Source organism: Pseudoneobacillus rhizosphaerae (assembly GCF_917563885.1).
GTDB classification, from domain to species: domain Bacteria; phylum Bacillota; class Bacilli; order Bacillales; family Cytobacillaceae; genus Pseudoneobacillus; species Pseudoneobacillus rhizosphaerae.
Window position 1 is genome coordinate 13459 of record NZ_CAKJTG010000029.1, and the last position, 16352, is coordinate 29810.

General features: G+C 36.3%; 15 protein-coding genes and 1 pseudogene. 3 read left to right on the forward strand and 13 right to left on the reverse strand.

Going from position 1 to position 16352, the window contains the following annotated elements:
- The first annotated feature begins 341 nt into the window (after nt 1–341).
- Nucleotides 342–2393: pseudogene (locus LRP83_RS19475) on the forward strand (molybdopterin oxidoreductase family protein).
- Between the two features lie 27 nt (nt 2394–2420).
- Here LRP83_RS19475 and LRP83_RS19480 read toward each other — a convergent pair.
- The 3 genes from LRP83_RS19480 to abc-f form a co-directional block, all read right to left on the reverse strand.
- Nucleotides 2421–3938 (reverse strand): nitrate/nitrite transporter, encoded by a 1518-nt coding sequence (locus LRP83_RS19480; protein WP_230498378.1) that lies wholly within the window; start codon nt 3936–3938, stop codon nt 2421–2423.
- Nucleotides 3939–4026: 88 nt separating this feature from the next.
- Nucleotides 4027–4449, reverse strand: coding sequence for a DUF1801 domain-containing protein (locus LRP83_RS19485; RefSeq protein ID WP_230498379.1), 423 nt, complete (start codon nt 4447–4449; stop codon nt 4027–4029).
- 200 nt (nt 4450–4649) lie between these two features.
- Complete coding sequence (abc-f, locus tag LRP83_RS19490; RefSeq protein ID WP_230498380.1) at nt 4650–6287, reverse strand: ribosomal protection-like ABC-F family protein; 1638 nt, start codon at nt 6285–6287, stop codon at nt 4650–4652.
- Between the two features lie 361 nt (nt 6288–6648).
- On the opposite strand from abc-f, the gene LRP83_RS19495 reads away from it, so the two are divergent.
- The gene (locus LRP83_RS19495; protein ID WP_230498381.1) at nt 6649–7092 is read left to right on the forward strand and encodes a cell wall hydrolase; all 444 of its coding nucleotides are present in this window, start codon (nt 6649–6651) and stop codon (nt 7090–7092) included.
- Nucleotides 7093–7130: 38 nt separating this feature from the next.
- Here the strand turns inward: LRP83_RS19495 and LRP83_RS23245 are convergent, their stop codons facing one another.
- Entirely contained in the window at nt 7131–7259 is a 129-nt protein-coding gene (locus tag LRP83_RS23245; protein WP_290369589.1) for a hypothetical protein, read from the reverse strand.
- Nucleotides 7260–7474: 215 nt separating this feature from the next.
- Complete coding sequence (locus LRP83_RS19500; protein WP_230498382.1) at nt 7475–8359, reverse strand: SMP-30/gluconolactonase/LRE family protein; 885 nt, start codon at nt 8357–8359, stop codon at nt 7475–7477.
- A 169-nt stretch (nt 8360–8528) separates the two neighbouring features.
- On the opposite strand from LRP83_RS19500, the gene LRP83_RS19505 reads away from it, so the two are divergent.
- Nucleotides 8529–8801 carry a stage V sporulation protein S gene (locus LRP83_RS19505; protein ID WP_230498383.1) on the forward strand — a complete coding sequence of 91 codons (273 nt, stop codon included), beginning with the start codon at nt 8529–8531 and terminating at the stop codon, nt 8799–8801.
- 486 nt (nt 8802–9287) lie between these two features.
- On the opposite strand, the gene LRP83_RS19510 is transcribed toward LRP83_RS19505, so the two are convergent.
- From LRP83_RS19510 to LRP83_RS19545, 8 genes are all read right to left on the reverse strand, one after another.
- Nucleotides 9288–10268 carry an NAD(P)-dependent alcohol dehydrogenase gene (locus tag LRP83_RS19510; protein ID WP_230498384.1) on the reverse strand — a complete coding sequence of 327 codons (981 nt, stop codon included), beginning with the start codon at nt 10266–10268 and terminating at the stop codon, nt 9288–9290.
- Between the two features lie 478 nt (nt 10269–10746).
- Complete coding sequence (locus LRP83_RS19515) at nt 10747–10884, reverse strand: hypothetical protein (protein WP_230498386.1); 138 nt, start codon at nt 10882–10884, stop codon at nt 10747–10749.
- A gap of 89 nt (nt 10885–10973) precedes the next feature.
- Complete coding sequence (locus LRP83_RS19520) at nt 10974–11327, reverse strand: hypothetical protein (RefSeq protein ID WP_230498387.1); 354 nt, start codon at nt 11325–11327, stop codon at nt 10974–10976.
- An 86-nt stretch (nt 11328–11413) separates the two neighbouring features.
- Nucleotides 11414–12361 carry an SGNH/GDSL hydrolase family protein gene (locus LRP83_RS19525; protein ID WP_230498389.1) on the reverse strand — a complete coding sequence of 316 codons (948 nt, stop codon included), beginning with the start codon at nt 12359–12361 and terminating at the stop codon, nt 11414–11416.
- A gap of 215 nt (nt 12362–12576) precedes the next feature.
- Nucleotides 12577–13839 (reverse strand): FtsW/RodA/SpoVE family cell cycle protein, encoded by a 1263-nt coding sequence (locus tag LRP83_RS19530; RefSeq protein ID WP_230498390.1) that lies wholly within the window; start codon nt 13837–13839, stop codon nt 12577–12579.
- Nucleotides 13836–14252 (reverse strand): PadR family transcriptional regulator, encoded by a 417-nt coding sequence (locus tag LRP83_RS19535; protein WP_230498391.1) that lies wholly within the window; start codon nt 14250–14252, stop codon nt 13836–13838. The genes LRP83_RS19530 and LRP83_RS19535 overlap by 4 nt, the downstream gene beginning before the upstream one ends.
- Nucleotides 14252–14788 carry a sigma-70 family RNA polymerase sigma factor gene (locus tag LRP83_RS19540; RefSeq protein WP_230498392.1) on the reverse strand — a complete coding sequence of 179 codons (537 nt, stop codon included), beginning with the start codon at nt 14786–14788 and terminating at the stop codon, nt 14252–14254. Before LRP83_RS19540 ends, LRP83_RS19535 begins: the two co-directional genes overlap by 1 nt.
- Nucleotides 14789–14993: 205 nt before the next feature.
- The gene (locus tag LRP83_RS19545) at nt 14994–16352 is read right to left on the reverse strand and encodes an MATE family efflux transporter (protein WP_230498394.1); all 1359 of its coding nucleotides are present in this window, start codon (nt 16350–16352) and stop codon (nt 14994–14996) included.

Consider the following 16352-nt stretch of genomic DNA (forward strand, 5'->3'; position numbering starts at 1 on the left):
AGGACAGTTCTCCCTCAGATTGAATCTGTAATGTCCTTCAAAGGTGGGATGAAGGACAGTTCTCCCTCAGATTGAATCTGTAATGTCCTTCAAAGGTGGGATGAAGGACGGTTCCCCCTCAGATTGAATCTGTAATGTCCTTCAAAGGTGGGATGAAGGACGGTTCCCCCTCAATTTGAATCTGAAATGTCCTTCATAGCCGGGATGAAGGACAATACACCTTTAGATTGAAGCTGTATTGTCCTTCCTAGCTTATTGCAGAAAAACTTTGTAATAGTAAAGATTCAAAATACACCAAAAAGTATTATAATAGTTTAATAAATACGAAAGGGGTCTCGCATATGCACTCATTTCTTACACAATCATCTGGAATATTTCCATCTGTGTGTCCATTAGATTGTCCTGATCAATGCGGTTTACTTTTACATAAACAAGATGGAAAAATCGTTAAAATACAAGGAGATCCCAATCATCCCGTTACCAAGGGAAATATATGTAACAAGGTTCGTCACATGACAGAACGGATTTATGATGCTAAGCGTTTACAGTTTCCGTTAAAACGAATTGGTCTTAAAGGCGAAGGGAAATTTGAACGGATAAGCTGGAACGAAGCCATTCAGACCATTACAACGAAATGGAAAGAAGTAATAAATACTTCTGGACCAGAAAGTATTCTCCCCTACAGCTTCTATGGCAATATGGGAAATCTAAGTGCTGAAGGAATGGACCGCCGATTTTTTCATAGGCTAGGAGCTTCACAGTTGGATCGTTCAATATGTTCAGCTGCTGGATCTCAAGGTTATCGGTATACAATGGGTGGAAGCTTTGGAACCGATCCAGAGGATACTATTCATTCCAAATTAATCATCCTCTGGGGGATCAATGCCGTAAGTACGAATATGCACCAAATTGCCCTTGCCCAAAAGGCTCGCAAAAATGGTGCGAAAATTATCGTCATAGATGTCCATAAAAATCAAACAGGTCAATTTGCCGATTGGTTTATCCCGATTTTACCAGGGACTGATGCCGCTCTAGCGCTAGGAATTATGCATATTCTATTTGCTGAAAATTTAGTAGATAATGAGTTTTTAGAGCAATATACGGTTGGTCACGAAGAACTAAAAAAGCACGTCGTTTCTTATGATCCACAAACCGTTTCTGCTATAACAGGTATTCCAACAGAAGATATATTCAAATTAGCCCGTATGTATGGATCAACCTCTCCTGCTTTTATACGGATTGGTAATGGTCCACAGCATCATGATAATGGCGGTATGTGTATTAGAACCATTGCTTGTCTTCCTGCTTTAACGGGTCAATGGATGGTAAAAGGCGGAGGTGCTATTAAAGGAAATGGAGGTTATTTAGCTCATAATGCGGAAAAACTCCAACGGCCAGAACTTTTACAAAAAAAAGACACTCGTATTATTAATATGAATTTACTTGGCCAAGCCTTATTGGAGTTGAATCCTCCTGTAAAGTCCTTATATGTATACGGAACAAATCCAGCGGTTGTTGCTCCAGATGCAAATAAAGTAAAAAAAGGATTAGAACGAGAGGATCTCTTTATCGTCATCCATGATTTATTTTTAACGGAAACAGCAAAATATGCCGACATTATCCTTCCGGCTACTTCATCGTTTGAGAATACAGATTTCTACACATCTTACTGGCATCACTATATCCAAATTCAAGAACCGGTTATAGAAAATTATGGTGAGTCTAAATCAAACGTAGAGGTTTTTCAATTATTAAGCAAAGAAATGGGCTTTGTGGACCCTAGTTTATTTGAGACAGAAACTGAAATGATCACTCAAGCTTTGGATAACAAAACTAATCCCCACTTGTTAGGCATTGATTATGAAAAACTAGTTGAAAACAAATATGTAAAAGCGAATATCAAGCCAGTATTTACGGGTAACTTACCAACGCCTACTGGAAAAATTGAACTTTATTCTAAGCTCATGGAGAAAGATGGATATCCACCCCTTCCAACTTATATGCCGATCAAAAATGATGGGGACTTCCCTTTTCTATTTGTGCCTGGACCGAACCATAACTTTCTTAACTCAACGTTTTCAAATAATGAAAGTCATGTATCACTTTAAAAAGAACCACGCTTGTACATGAATTATGCTGATGCAGTGTTGAAAGGGATTGAAGACGGAGATCAAGTGCGTGTTTGGAACAATCGTGGAGAATGTATCTTAAAAGCTTCTGTTGGTGGAAATGTCCTGCCTGGAGTCACGGTTTCCCAAGGGCTTTGGGCTGATGTAGTTGGCAAAAAACAATTAGTTAATACTCTCACTCCTGACCGTGTTGCAGATATGGGAAATGGTGCTACCTTCTTTTCGGGTCGTGTGGATTTCGAGAAATGGATGAGAGAATCATAAAAGACAAATGGCCCCCTATGGAGTTCATCATAAGGGGGCCATTTTATTTACTTTTTGCTTTGTCATATCACTAAACAATCCAAGATAATACTTCACTTCTCCTGCATCATTTTTCACTTCACTAATGGTCAACCATTCTAAATATATCTCACCATTTTTTCGTTTATTCCATATTTCGCCCTGCCAATAACCTTTCCTTGCCAACTCCGCCCACATTTCTTGATAAAAGCCTTGCTTATGTTTACCTGATTGTAGGATATTAGGACTTTTTCCAATAACTTCTTCAGTTGAATAGCCTGTAACGTTTGTAAAGGCATGATTTACCTTTTCAATTTTTCCTTTTGAATTGGTAATCATCATACTCTGGCCGATGTTCTCCATAATCTTTGTTTCTAAACTAACTTTTTCAAGATGATACATCCAGACAATGATCACAAAGCTCGCCAAGGAAAACATAGCTAGTGACATAAATCCAATCGCGTAATGTCCAGTGATTTTGAATACGATGGATAAAACAATGGGTGGAAAGAAACCACCTAGTCCTCCCATTGCCGATACGATTCCATTAACAATACCGGCTTGTTTAGAAAAATAATAAGGCACTAATTTAAAAATTGTTCCATTTCCTGTTCCTGCACAGAGGGCCACCGATAAACAACCTATCGTGTATAAGGTCAGGTTTGGTGAAAAAGATAAAATGACTCCCGAAAAAGTCAAGATGTTAAAAACAATCCCTAGAATGATAAATGGATTAAATCTATCCCCTAACCATCCTCCAATTGGACGCATAATGGTTGCGACTGTAATAAAACCAGCTGTTCGTATTCCAGCATCAACAGATGTTAACCCGAAATTAGTAACCAAGAAATTCGGCAAATAGACCGTAAAGGCTACAAATGATCCAAATGTTACAAAATAAAATAAGCTAAGAAACCAAAGCTTCTCATTATGGTAAACACTTTTTATTTGACCGATTAACGGCTTATTGACCTTAGCTTCTTTCCGATCACCTAAGAATAAATTTAATAAGGCAAATAATATGACTGGAATTAAAAATAGGCGAACCGTATTTGTCCAACCAAGCTGGTTGGCTAGAACTGGGGCTGAAAACGCAGTAACAGCGGTTCCAATATTCCCTGCACCATAAATACCATTTACCAAACCATGTTTCTCTTTCGGATAATATTTAGGTAAAGATGTTACACCGATGGAGAATACGGCACCTCCCATACCTAGCAATAATCCACCAACAATTAAATCGGTAAGCGAATCAGCAATGCTAATATAAAGGACTGGAAAAATTAAGATGAGAAAACTAATGGAAAACGTCCATCTAGCTCCAAAACGATTAGCCCAATAACCTAAAGGGATTCTCATTAAAGAGCCTAAAATAACGGGAACTGCAGTAACTATAGCTACCTCATTATCACTAAGTGGAATATCTTTTTTTATGAACGGCATTAATGAAGAAATAAGAACCCAAACCGCAAACCCAAACACGAGGCTCATCGTTTGGAGAGGGAGCTGTATCTTTCCAGGTTTCATATGATCGGTTTTCTCCTTTCGAAAGGATTTCACTTTAGTTTACGATGGAAAAGTAATTTCAAACCATATTTTTAAAAAAGTTCTAATCCTACTGTGTTGGATACATTTCTTGTAAAAACTTCACCGATTGATGGATTAATTCTTTTAATACTTCTGTATCAATATCAGTAACTTTATTTATGTATACACAAGCTTTTCCTGTAGTATGTTTTCCGAAAAATTTAAGTAGCTCTTCTCGCTTCGTTTCACCTGGCGCAAAATATAAACTAATTTTCGCTTTACGTGGTGAAAATCCTACCAAAGGTGCATCCCCTTCGTGACCTGAATCGTATTTATAATGATAGGAACCAAATCCAATAATACTGGGACCCCACATCTTCGCTTCAAAACCAGTTGTTTCAGTAAAAATGTCTAGTAATTGATAAGCATCTTCTCGTTTTTTAACACTATCCACATTTTCAATAAACTCAATCACACTACTGTCTGTTTCTTTAGTCTTTAATTCATACATGATCCTATACCCTCTTTATCTATTTTTAACTACTATTTTCAATATGATTATAGCAGTTATTAAAGAATTTGAAGAACCGTTTTCTTTCTTCTTAAAACTAATAATTACTGATTGGAAGAAAATAAAAACAGTCAACCTCCATTTTTTGATGGTTGACTATTTTTATTTTTACTATTGCACTAATTTACGTTAATGAATTATTAGATTCCAAAGCTCTTAATCATTTCCGTAAGTTCATTAAACCTAAGGTCGAGTTCAATATACTCTTGACTTTGTGGTGTTGAAAAGCTCAATTTCCCCAACACTTCCTGTCGCTCTGTTTCAAGCTTTAAGCGCTGTTCTGCAAGTGAATCAACCATTTTTTCCATTGATTGCTGTAATTTTTTTTGAATACGGTAATTTTCAAATATTAATGGAACAGAAGTTGTTTTACTTAAAAAATATTGATCATGTGAAACAACGATCAACGTGCCGGTATACTCGGCTAATGTTTTTTCTAATTGTTCTCTTGAAGGCAAATCTAAATGGTTTGTTGGTTCATCTAAAATGAGAACCTCTCTCTCTTCTAGAATATAAAGCATAAGCTTACACTTTACTCGTTCTCCCATACTCATCTGCTCAATCGGCTCTGACCATTGACTAGCTGTAAAGCCTAAATGCTTCATTAAATTTTGAACCATACCCCGTTCGTAAAAGGTGTCACGTCTAAATAATTGTTCAGGTGTCTGATCTAGTGGTAAGTCAAATACTTGCTGAGTTAAATAACCAATGTTTGCAGTGGGAGAAATCCAGACCTCCCCTTCAGCAAGCTCCTTACCCATTACTATATTTAAAAAAGTCGTTTTACCACAACCATTTGGGCCAATAAGTGCAACTTTTTCCCCATGCTGAATCGTAAAATTCGACTGTTCAAACAGTAAACGGTCACCAAAGTTCTTTTTTAAATTTTTCACTTCCAAAAAGCGTTTACCAACCTTCGTGTTTGCTTCTAACGAAAATCGAACTAGGTGATCGTCCTCGACACGTTCAACCTTCCTCTTCTCTAATTCCTTCTCAAGGCGTTTACGCTTTGATTTGATTTGTGAATCCATTCGTTTAGCTTTTACACGGTAAAATTCCTTTACTCCTTCTTGTTTTGTTGATTGTGCATGTGCTTTTTGTGACCATGAAGACAGTTCATTTATTTGATTTTCTACGAGTTCGATTTTTTTCTGTTGTTTTTCGTATTCTCTTGCCTGAGTTAATTTTCTCTGTTCTCGAATTTTTATATAATGTGAATAGTTTCCTAATTGTTCAATTAATTTCGTGTTTTCAATCGACCAAATTTTTGTTGCTACCATATCCAAAAAATGTCTGTCATGGGAAACGACAATGATTGTACCTTTATATTTTTTGATTTGATTTACTAATAGGTTCGTACTATCAATGTCTAGATGATTAGTGGGCTCATCTAATAATAGTAATGCTGGTGCTAAAGCGAAACCTTTTGCAAGACGTATTTTAAGTTTCTCCCCGCCACTTAACTTTTCATACGGCACATCAGGAACATGCCATTTGGACATTAAGGTAGCCTCTAATTCGGTAATTTCCTGAGAAGCGTAGTCCTGTTTCTCCTGCTCAACTAAGAAGACTTCTGTTTTGCGGTTTCCCCATTCCAGTTCACCGTCAGTAGGTGTTACATTCCCTAATAAAATTTGTAATAGTGTTGATTTTCCGCAGCCATTACGGCCAATAAGGCCAATCACTTCTCCACGCCCAATCGTCGCATTAATATCTTTAAATAGAAAACGGTCGGTTAATTCTAGACTTATATGATTCAGTTTTACGATTTCTTTCATCGTATCACCCTTTCTTTTTCAAGGGAGAAAAAAATCCTCCCAAATAAATTTGGAAGGATTAGTTGCAATTTTCATAACGCAAATAAGCTATTATTGTATAGCTTTTAACGAATATATGGAAAATGGGCAGACTAATCCTATTCTATAATTTGAAAAAATTTTTCAAATGTTTGAAATAAGATTAGTTTATCATTGGCCACCCATCATCCCTTCGAATATAATTGTTTCCATTATACCGTCATAATCAATTTATGGAAAGTACCATATTCCCTTTTTAAGGCTCCTTGTTAGGATTATGGCTATGAAAAAAAGTCTACATCAATGTAGGCTTTTTTTCATATGATGTATTGGAGGTGGTAAAATGCCTAGAGTAGCTTACCGAAATGCAGATGTGGACTTAATGGCAAGGATGATGAGAGCAGAGGCTGAAGGCGAAGGGAAACAAGGAATGTTATATGTTGGAAATGTAATTGTTAACCGTCTTATAGCCAATTGTACTGACTTTAAAAATTTAAGAACCATAAACCAAGTAATTTATCAAGTACAAGGAGGAAACTACTCCTTTGAAGCTGTTCAAAAAGGTAATGTATTTTATCAAAGAGCGAGAGAAGCCGAAAGAAGATTAGCAAAACAGAATTTGGATTATTGGAGACAACACCCTGCAAAATTTTCCCTTTGGTACTTTAATCCATCTGGTGAATGCCCTCCAACATGGTACGATCAGCCTTTTACGGGACAATTTAAAGAGCATTGTTTTTATGAACCAAGTCCAGGGACATGTGATAGTGTATATGTCGGAAGATGAGCTTACTCTTTGAGTAAGCTCTTTTATAAAAGGATATATTACTTATTTTGACTTTTTAAAGCTTTTAAAGCAATATCCTCGAGTCCATTTTCTCCCCCAAATTCAACATCCGCTTTTGGAAGAGGCTTTCTATCTTTCTTTTGTTGATTATTTTTATTTTTGGCCATTATTTCACCACCTCTAAAGTTTGATTTTTATCTACCTTCAAAAGTGCCGAATTGTATTTCGGTATCAGCACCCATAATTTTAGTTTGCTTTCTTTTTTGAAGGCTATGCTATTTTTGACAATGAACCTATTTGGAGGGTTATTTTATTAGAAAAAATAAATAAATTGCTAGTATAAGTTAACATAATAATATTATGTTAACTTAAATTACCTAACCTAACCTCCGAATGAATACATTGGTACCCCTTTTACACCTGTTTGAATTCTAAAAAGCCCTCCTGCTAATGGGTATTTCTCCAATACTTCTTCTGAAAGTCCGATTCTGGCCGTAGTAACATATAATTCATCCATATTCTCTCCTCCAAATGAACATGAGGTCACGATAGGTGCTGGAATTGGAATTGAATTTAGTAGTTCTCCAGTAATTGGATCCCATCTCGTTACTTGGTACCCTCCCCAATGCGCTACCCAAAGCATACCTTCCATATCGGATGTCATTCCATCTGGATTGCCTGTTTTTGGCGGGATGTTCACCACGACTCGTCTATTTTGAATACTTCCTGTTTCTTGATTAAAATCAAAAGCTACGATTTGGAGCGTTGGAGTATCAATATAATACATCGTTTTATTGTCTGGACTCCAGGTAATCCCATTTGAAACGGTTACGTTCTCAACCATTTTTCGAACAGTATGGTCTAAATCTAAGCAGTACAAGCTGCCAGCACCTTCCGTTTCGTTACCTTCCATCGTTCCAGCCCAAAACCTACCTGCACTATCGCATTTCCCATCGTTAAATTGGTTATTAGGGAAGTGTTTTTCAGGATGCGCAATGGGTGTAAGCTGCTCAGACATAATATCCATTAAATAAAATCCATCTCTCAATGCCAGCACAAATCCACCCGATTTTCTTGGAACAGCAGCACCTACATTTTGATCAACGACAATCGTTCGGTTCCTTTTCGAATCTGGGTAAAAAATATGGACTTTTTGCTCGACGATATCAATCCAGGATAACCATCTTTTCTCGTTATCCCAAGAAGGGCCTTCACCTAAAGTAGCTTTACTATCCAATATTAACTCAACTTGATACTGATTCTTCACCCAATCCCCCCATTTCGAATATCGACATACTTAATCCTTATGTTAACTCCGATTTTGTGAATCGATACCAATTTAGTTCTGTTTGTATTAATTTTGTATATAGTTAAAGATACGACCATTTTGTAACGTTATCTTTCTTGCAACTAAATTACAGGAGGAAAAAATGTTTATGGGAAATATATTAAAAGTATCGTCCAAATCTAATCCGAATTCAGTTGCAGGGGCAATTGCGGGCTCTATTAGAGAACAAGGAACGACAGAAATTCAAGCGGTTGGAGCAGCTGCCTTAAATCAAGCAATCAAAGCCATTGCAATTGCAAGAGGATACGTTGCTCCCTCTGGAGTCAATCTAGTTTTTGTTCCTTCATTTACTGATATAGTCATCAATAATGAAAATAGAACAGCGATCAAATTAGAAATAGGTCCGAGAAAAACAAGATAATGTTCTGCTATTCTTTATGAAAAATACCCCACCTTTAAAATATTAAACCGTTCCGTTTTGAGGTGCAAATCCTGTAAATGACAATGAAAAAGGCGTGCAATCTGACAACAGATTTGACACGCCTTTTTCATTTATTTTGGAGTCTTTGGCAAAAATAAATTTAAATAAAGAGTGAACCATCAATAAGCGGAGAAATTTCCCTTAATTTCGAAATAGACCTAAAAATAGCGTAAATAGACGGAAGGATTCCGACTATTTACTCAAAAACGGCAAAAATGGGGTATTTTTCTTTGCATAACCGGAAAACCTCAGCTTATATACCCCGAACCTAACCCTATTCCGAAGTTTAACGGAAAAATCTCCGCTTATTTTAAATCACTGGTTACTAAAATTAAGGAAAAGTTTCTTACTAAACCAATTGAATTTATAGTTTTTTGGCAAAATCTATAAAACTGTGACAACAACCTTTGGTTAGGTATAATACCTTCACAATTTTTTATGGTCCATACAGATGAGAACCTTCCCCTTGGCGTGTCCTTCTCCAAAATACTTAAAAGCTTCTGCCACCTGACTTAATGAATAGGTTCTATCAATCACGGGCCTTATCTTATCGGCTACAAAAAGCTCTTGTAGAAAATTTTGATCTTGCTTGTTTGGTTTATGTACAAGAATATTCATACTCTTCCCTTCCATTTTTGAAATCAAAGGTCCTAGGAACAATATTTGAGTGATTAATGACAACGAGCCGCCGACCATAACATAAGCGCCTGCTGGATTTAATAACCGTTTGTAATCGAAAATGGACCGATTTCCGACTACATCGAGGATCAGGTCATAACATCTCCCATTTTTTAAGAGCTCTTCTTTAGAATAATCAATGACATGGTCTGCACCCATCGTCTTCAGCATATCCAACTTAACTGTGCTGTCAACACAGGTTACTTTAGCACCATATAATTTGGCAATCTGCAGTGCAAACGTACCCACGCCTCCACCGGCCCCGTTAATTAATACGGTTTGATCCTTTTGGAGCTCTCCTTTAATGAGAAGGCCTTGCAAAGCGAGGACGGCAGCTTGTGGGATGGCTGCTGCCTGATCAAATGTCATACTAGATGGTTTTAAGGACAATGCATCTTCATTTACACATACATATTCAGCAAATCCACCCCAGCCATACCAGGAAATGTCCCCGAATACCTCATCGCCTGGAAGAAGATGTTTTACGTCTCTACCAATTACTTTAACTTCCCCTGCTATGTCAGCTCCGAGTGTTTTGTATTTTGGTTTTAGCAGTCCTCCTAAACGGGTTAAAAATGGTTTACCCCTTAGAAGGTCCCAGTCCCAAGAATTCACAGATGCAGAATGGATTTTAACTAATACTTCATTTTCCTTCGGAGTAGGAATTTCTACCTCTTTGAGAGTAATAACGTCCGCCATTCCATACTTATTGTATACCATCGCTTTCATGACGATTTCTCCTTTAAACTTCCCTTTTACTTGAATAAGAAAAAGCCCTATATCTATTCAACATTGTTGTTTTCAACTTGAGATTCATTAAACTACTCCGTCCATGGAACCCTTTTCTTAATTTTACCATATTTTACTTTGAAAAAATTTGTGTGAGGTAATACAAAGGGTGGATGAAGGAAACAAAAAGCGACTACCTAAAATTAAGTAATCGCTTTAAGGGATGTTAATGTTTTGTCCATATATTGTATGGCTTTAATAAAATACGAACTAATTAGATTGTCCAATTTTATAAAATTTTTCATATTTGATTTTGGTTAGCTAATTTATAGGTAGATTAATCTCCATAAATGAAAGCCCAAACTCTTGTGAGAGAATTGGGCTTTTTATTTGATAAAAAGATTTGTAAAGACTAGTAAGCTGGGGTTGAAAAAACTTCTTTATGTAAAGATAGTTTTTCAAAATAAAGTCATTTCTCTTATTTAATCTTTATTGGAGTGACAACTGCGTATAAGCTTTCGGTTGGATCAGATACATTCCATTCAATGATCTTAATACCTTCTCCTCCATTTTTGTCAGAGATTTCCCTTACGATGGTTACTTGTTCTTTATTCATTGTTTTAACTTCCTTCCCTACTAATTTCTCACACAGAAGTTAATATATGATGAAGTTAGAAAAATGTGCATGTTCCAAAAAGAATAATTTTAAAAAGGGCTACTAAAAGATAAGCTAAGGCTTTTTAATGTAAATAGCCTCCCCCTAAGTAAAAATAAGTCATGGGCGTTATTATTTACGTATTCATCAATAACATTGATTCCTTGAATAAATAAGTCCACCAATATATGCGTGTACTTTCCATCCCAATCATACTGGTTGATTCTCCAGAGTTCATCTGCTATTAACTGGAATTTATACTCATCAATAAAAAGTTTGATTTGATACAGTTTATCTGGATTGAAACGATAACTGTTTTTATTTTCATGATTGTGTTGGACAAATTTAATGAAACCATCGATATTTTCAGACAACATAATGGCCTTTTGCATTTCAAATTTCATTCATCCATCTCCTCCCCGTAAAAACAAAAACAATATTTAAGAAGAATGTATGATAGGAAACAAATTTCTAACACAGCATCGATTCACTAATTTATCGTTTCATTTGTAATTTCTTTTTCTTCACTAAATTCTTCTAAAAAATCTAAGACTCGTCTAGCCATAAGCTTATACCCTTTCGTATTGGGATGAAAATGATCTTCAGCTAATAAATTTTCATCGGAAGAACTAAATAAATCATTTATGGGAATATAATTCACATTTTCAAATTCTTCTGTAACAACCATTCCTGCTTCATTCCAACTTTCCATAATCATTCCTAATTGTTCAATTTCACCAAAGTAGCGTTCAAATGGATTATAAAAACCAATTAGATAAATCTCTGCCTTTGGATTTATTTCTATTATTTTATTGAAAATGGAAGATAATCGCTCTACATATTTTACTCTTTCTTCTTGGAAAGGCTCCATATTTAGGTTAGACCAATTGTTTTGGACAACCTTCATGATGTCATTGGCGCCTATGGTTATTAAGACGATATTAGCGTCTTTGATCGCGGATTTTACTTCTTTTTTTTCCAATCGTTTTAGTAATTGATCAGTACGGTTTCCTTTTTTTCCAAAGTTTTCAATGGTGATATTTAGGTTTTGGTCTTCAAAAGTATGATCTAATATCCCAACGTAACCGCCACTCTCGGTTTCATCTCCCACACCTTGTGTAAGCGAATCACCAATGGACACAATCTTTAGATCCTTTTTGAAAAAAATGAAAACATCATCTAAAACTGCTCTAACCTTTTCCTTAATTTCCTCTGTAATGGGTAAATTCTGATTCTCATCTGCTGCTAATTGATTACCTTCTTCTATTTGATCCTCTTCATCTGAGGTATCTTCTAAATTAATTTGTTCCTTAAGAAGTGTTGATTGACTATCAACACTCACTTGTTTCGGTTGATTGAAATTTGGAAGAAATATATATAAGAGGAAACAACCTAACAGCAGACAAGTAACCAAAAGCATTGCTCTTATTATCTGCATGTTTACATTACACCTACCATTTATATGAATTTCCTATATTAATTAACTAGGAATCAATTTAACTATTTATCTATGTTATTAATAGTCTATTCAGTTTAACATGCATGGCAACAGATGATAAGACATCAAAATATAGAAATAAAAGTAAACCATTGAATACAAAAAAATACTGACCCCTGTGTTTAAAACACAAGGGCAGTATTTAGTAAATGGTGTTATGCGACAACCAAAAAATCCTTTCGGCGATAAACACTCAATACAACGCCAATTAATATGGCATTTAATAGCGTTGGCATGAGGCCATAGCTCATAAATGGTAAGGAGATGCCTACTAACGGGAATAGTCCTAAAGTCATGGCAATATTTGTAGCTAGCTGTGCTAAATAAAGCGCAACGGTCCCGATTAATAGGAGCTTTCCGTAGGAATCCTTTATACTAAAGCTTACGAAAATAATTCGGACTGCAAACATACTAAGGATTAGTACAAGAACAATCCCGAGAAGCCATCCATAATAATAAATGGAGGTGACAAACACGAAACTAGTATGGGCTTCTGGTATAAATTCTCCTCCAGCAGAGTTCCCAAACCAATTTGAATTGGTTAGAATTTCATCTAACTTTAAATTGATATAGCCTGCTCCAGTCGAATAATCTTCTGGATTAAAAAACGCAAGCAATCTCACTTTTTGGTATTCATGCAAATAGTTCCATAAAATGGTTCCCAAGATGATGATGGAGCTAATCGCGATAGTAAAAATAGTCATAATTGTTTTACGATTGAGTTTGCTCCAACAAAGCATCACGAAAATCATAAGGGTATAGATATAAACGCTAGTCATACTGGGAAGTGCCAAAAACATAAATATTGGTACGATAAACAATCCAATAAGCTTCCATACCTTTACCTGATGATGATTGAAAAAACTTGCCCACGCTAATAAAAAGAAAGGGATCGACATCAGATTTTCAATTGCAAGCGGTCCGACTTCAATATGAGGAACTCCATTGATGATTCGATTTGGCAGATATCTAATGGCTAGTAGAATCATCACCCCTACAGCGTAAAAAAACCATCCTCTTTTTTCCCATTTACGATAATCGACAAACATAATGCCTACCGCTACAAGTGCACCAATAACGACAATAATAGCCTTGTGACCTATGAAGTAATCCTTATATTCAAGAGATAATAACGGCAGAAAGCCCATAAGTAGCGATAATCCTAAAAGAATGATGATCCACCAATCTACTTTTGGACGATAAAGCTGGTTCATCGAGATTCCTAATTTTGTAGGATTTCCCATCTGTTCAATTGCTTTTTCTTCCGCCTCGGTTTCTGAGCAACCTTTTTCCATCCACGTTTTCTCTGTTTCTTTTAAATGATAAGTCAATTCTTTTGCTACATAGTTCTTTGCTTCCTTCGACTTGATTTGATGGGTGACTTCCTTTAGAAAATGCTGTTTTTTACTATCTTTCAATCATGCCACCCCTCTACTAGTTCCCTGAACACAACCTGTTGCTTTGTTTGCTGATTCTCCGCTTTCTTTAATCGTTTTTTTCCTCGTTCATTTAACTCATAAAATTTTCCGTCAGTGGCATCCCAATTGGAGCGTAAACATCCAGATTGCTCCAAACTATGTAATAAGGTATATAGCTCACCTTCATTATTCTCAAATTTTCTGATACCACGCCCACGTAAATGGATTGTTAATTCATAGCCTGTTTTAGCATGAACGAGTAGCTGCATGACGGCCAGTTGGATATCTTCTTCTCTTTCATTTCCTTGATTCATTTTTTCAAAAATGTTCGTTCGATGCTTTTCCGTAAAGGTTACATCCTTAAAAGTTCGTTGGTCCATCAGCTTTTTTAAGTTTTTTAACCTTTCTTCCATTACGATTCCTCCAATTTTACTTTCAATAGTTCTTTGGCACGTCGAAGTCTTGTTTTGACTGTATTCTCCCCTGTGCCGGTTAGGTCGGCTATTTCCTTAATTGGCAATTCCTCATAATAAAATAGGTAAATGACTTCCCTATATTTCATCGGAAGCATCATAATCGAATGGATTAGCTGATCATCCTCATCTTTTTGGAGGACAGCCTCCTCAACCTTACTGATTGATGCGTTGCTAATATGCTCTTTATCACCATTAAACACAACGTTTTTGTTATACCAGCTTCTTAAAAAATCCTTGCAATGATTCATCGCAATTCTCCACAACCATGTCTTGAGCTTAGATTTGCCATTAAAGGTATCAAGTGACTTGTAGCATTTCACAAATATATCTTGCGTCAAATCCTCCGCAAGTGTTTTATCTTTTACATAGGAATACACAAGCTGTAATACCTCTTGGCCATACAGTTTCATTAGTTCATCTAATAGGACCTCTTTATCCTCTGTTTCAAATGCAGCAGTCAAAATCTCTTCCACAAAGACGTCCCTCCTTTCCATAGCTTAGACGAAATGCTCCATTAAGAAGTTTTTAAAATGAAAAAAATTTTAGAAAAAGAATACCAACATTAAGTTTTAATAGAGACTATAAGAAAAAAGTTCGAAGAAAAATACAATCATTTTTCTTCGAACTTTTCATTTTTAGAGCTAATAAGACTAGCCATTTTTCTCAAAAACACCTATTCTAGCTAACCTGCCGATCCGCAACTTTTCTATTTAACCAAGGTTTGGATACCCATCTCCTCAGGGCGAATCCTCCACGAACCCATTCATCAAGTCCTTGTGCCAGCCAAATACCTAATAGTCCTAATCCAAGAGTAACTCCAAAAATGTAACTAAATACAACAGCAATTCCCCACATGCAAATCATTCCGATAATAACAGGGAATCGTACGTCTCCGACTGATTTTAACGAACCCATTAGAACGATATTCATGGCACGACCTGGTTCAATAAATACAATTGCCCATAGAACTGGAAGTGCAATCGCAATAATCGCAGGATCGGTTGTAAATACATTTAAGATTGGCTCACCAATTAGCGCTACAGCAAGAGAGACAGCTGCTGAAACTAGGAAGGCAATTCTTAATGTCTTAAGCCCTCTTTTGATCGCTCTGTCATACTGTTTTGCCCCTGTGTATCGGGCAATTAATATCTGTGTCCCTTGGGCAATGGCGACTGTAAACAAGAAGCAAAGCATCGATATATTTAAGATATACACGCGGGCGGCTAATGCTGCCGCTCCGGTAAGAGCGACAAAGCTTGTAATCACGACTTGTGATAATTGATAGGATATGTTTTCACCAGCAGATGGAATTCCGATGGAAAGTAGTCCCTTCACATCTGATTTGTTGATTTTAAACATATCCTTTATATGAAACTTTAAAGCTAGCTGTTTATAAACAAAGTAAAAAAGGGCTATAATGATAAAAATTCGGGCCACAATAAAGGAATAAGCAACCCCGGTAACACCTGTTATAGGAAGGCCGAACCAGCCTTTAATAGCAATAAACGAACCGATTATGCTAATGACATTCATGATTACCGTAACAATCATTGTTTCCCTTGTATGTCCGTAGCTACGCAGGATTGCACTTAAAGCTAGTGCAATTGCTTCTAGGAAAAGTGATACACCTGTAATGGTTAAAAAGGTATAAGCAAAGTCGTAAACCTCACCGCTAAGTCCGTAAAATTTTAAAAACACTCCACCAAATGCAAGAACAACAAGTGTCATCACAATTCCAACCCAGAAGTTAACCCCGAAGGCAGATTTTGCCAGGCGTCTTGCCCGCTCCAATTGATTGGCCCCTAAATTTTGACCAATTAGGATGGTTGCTCCGATTGCGGAGACGTTAAAGACTAAAATAAATATATTAATAATTTGATTGGCTACCCCAACCCCTGCAACAGCATTGTCAGAATATCCACTTAAAATTAGAGTAGCGACAATTCCCATACCCATATGAAGCGATATTTCGATAAAAAGAGGCCACGTGATGCTAAATAATGATTGGTCTTGATACTTGTTGGTCTCCACGGTCAT

Bases quoted from the DNA above. Each gene is read 5' to 3' on its own strand.
- LRP83_RS23245 (WP_290369589.1), bottom strand. From the start codon at position 7,259: ATGGCCAAAAATAAAAATAATCAACAAAAGAAAGATAGAAAGCCTCTT.
- LRP83_RS19505 (WP_230498383.1), top strand. From the start codon at position 8,529: ATGGGAAATATATTAAAAGTATCGTCCAAATCTAATCCGAATTCAGTT.
- LRP83_RS19495 (WP_230498381.1), top strand. From the start codon at position 6,649: ATGCCTAGAGTAGCTTACCGAAATGCAGATGTGGACTTAATGGCAAGG.
- LRP83_RS19485 (WP_230498379.1), bottom strand. From the start codon at position 4,449: ATGTATGAATTAAAGACTAAAGAAACAGACAGTAGTGTGATTGAGTTT.
- abc-f (WP_230498380.1), bottom strand. From the start codon at position 6,287: ATGAAAGAAATCGTAAAACTGAATCATATAAGTCTAGAATTAACCGAC.
- LRP83_RS19545 (WP_230498394.1), bottom strand. From the start codon at position 16,352: ATGACCGTGGAGACCAACAAGTATCAAGACCAATCATTATTTAGCATC.
- LRP83_RS19520 (WP_230498387.1), bottom strand. From the start codon at position 11,327: ATGAAATTTGAAATGCAAAAGGCCATTATGTTGTCTGAAAATATCGAT.
- LRP83_RS19515 (WP_230498386.1), bottom strand. From the start codon at position 10,884: ATGAATAAAGAACAAGTAACCATCGTAAGGGAAATCTCTGACAAAAAT.
- LRP83_RS19510 (WP_230498384.1), bottom strand. From the start codon at position 10,268: ATGAAAGCGATGGTATACAATAAGTATGGAATGGCGGACGTTATTACT.
- LRP83_RS19525 (WP_230498389.1), bottom strand. From the start codon at position 12,361: ATGCAGATAATAAGAGCAATGCTTTTGGTTACTTGTCTGCTGTTAGGT.
- LRP83_RS19535 (WP_230498391.1), bottom strand. From the start codon at position 14,252: ATGGAAGAAAGGTTAAAAAACTTAAAAAAGCTGATGGACCAACGAACT.
- LRP83_RS19480 (WP_230498378.1), bottom strand. From the start codon at position 3,938: ATGAAACCTGGAAAGATACAGCTCCCTCTCCAAACGATGAGCCTCGTG.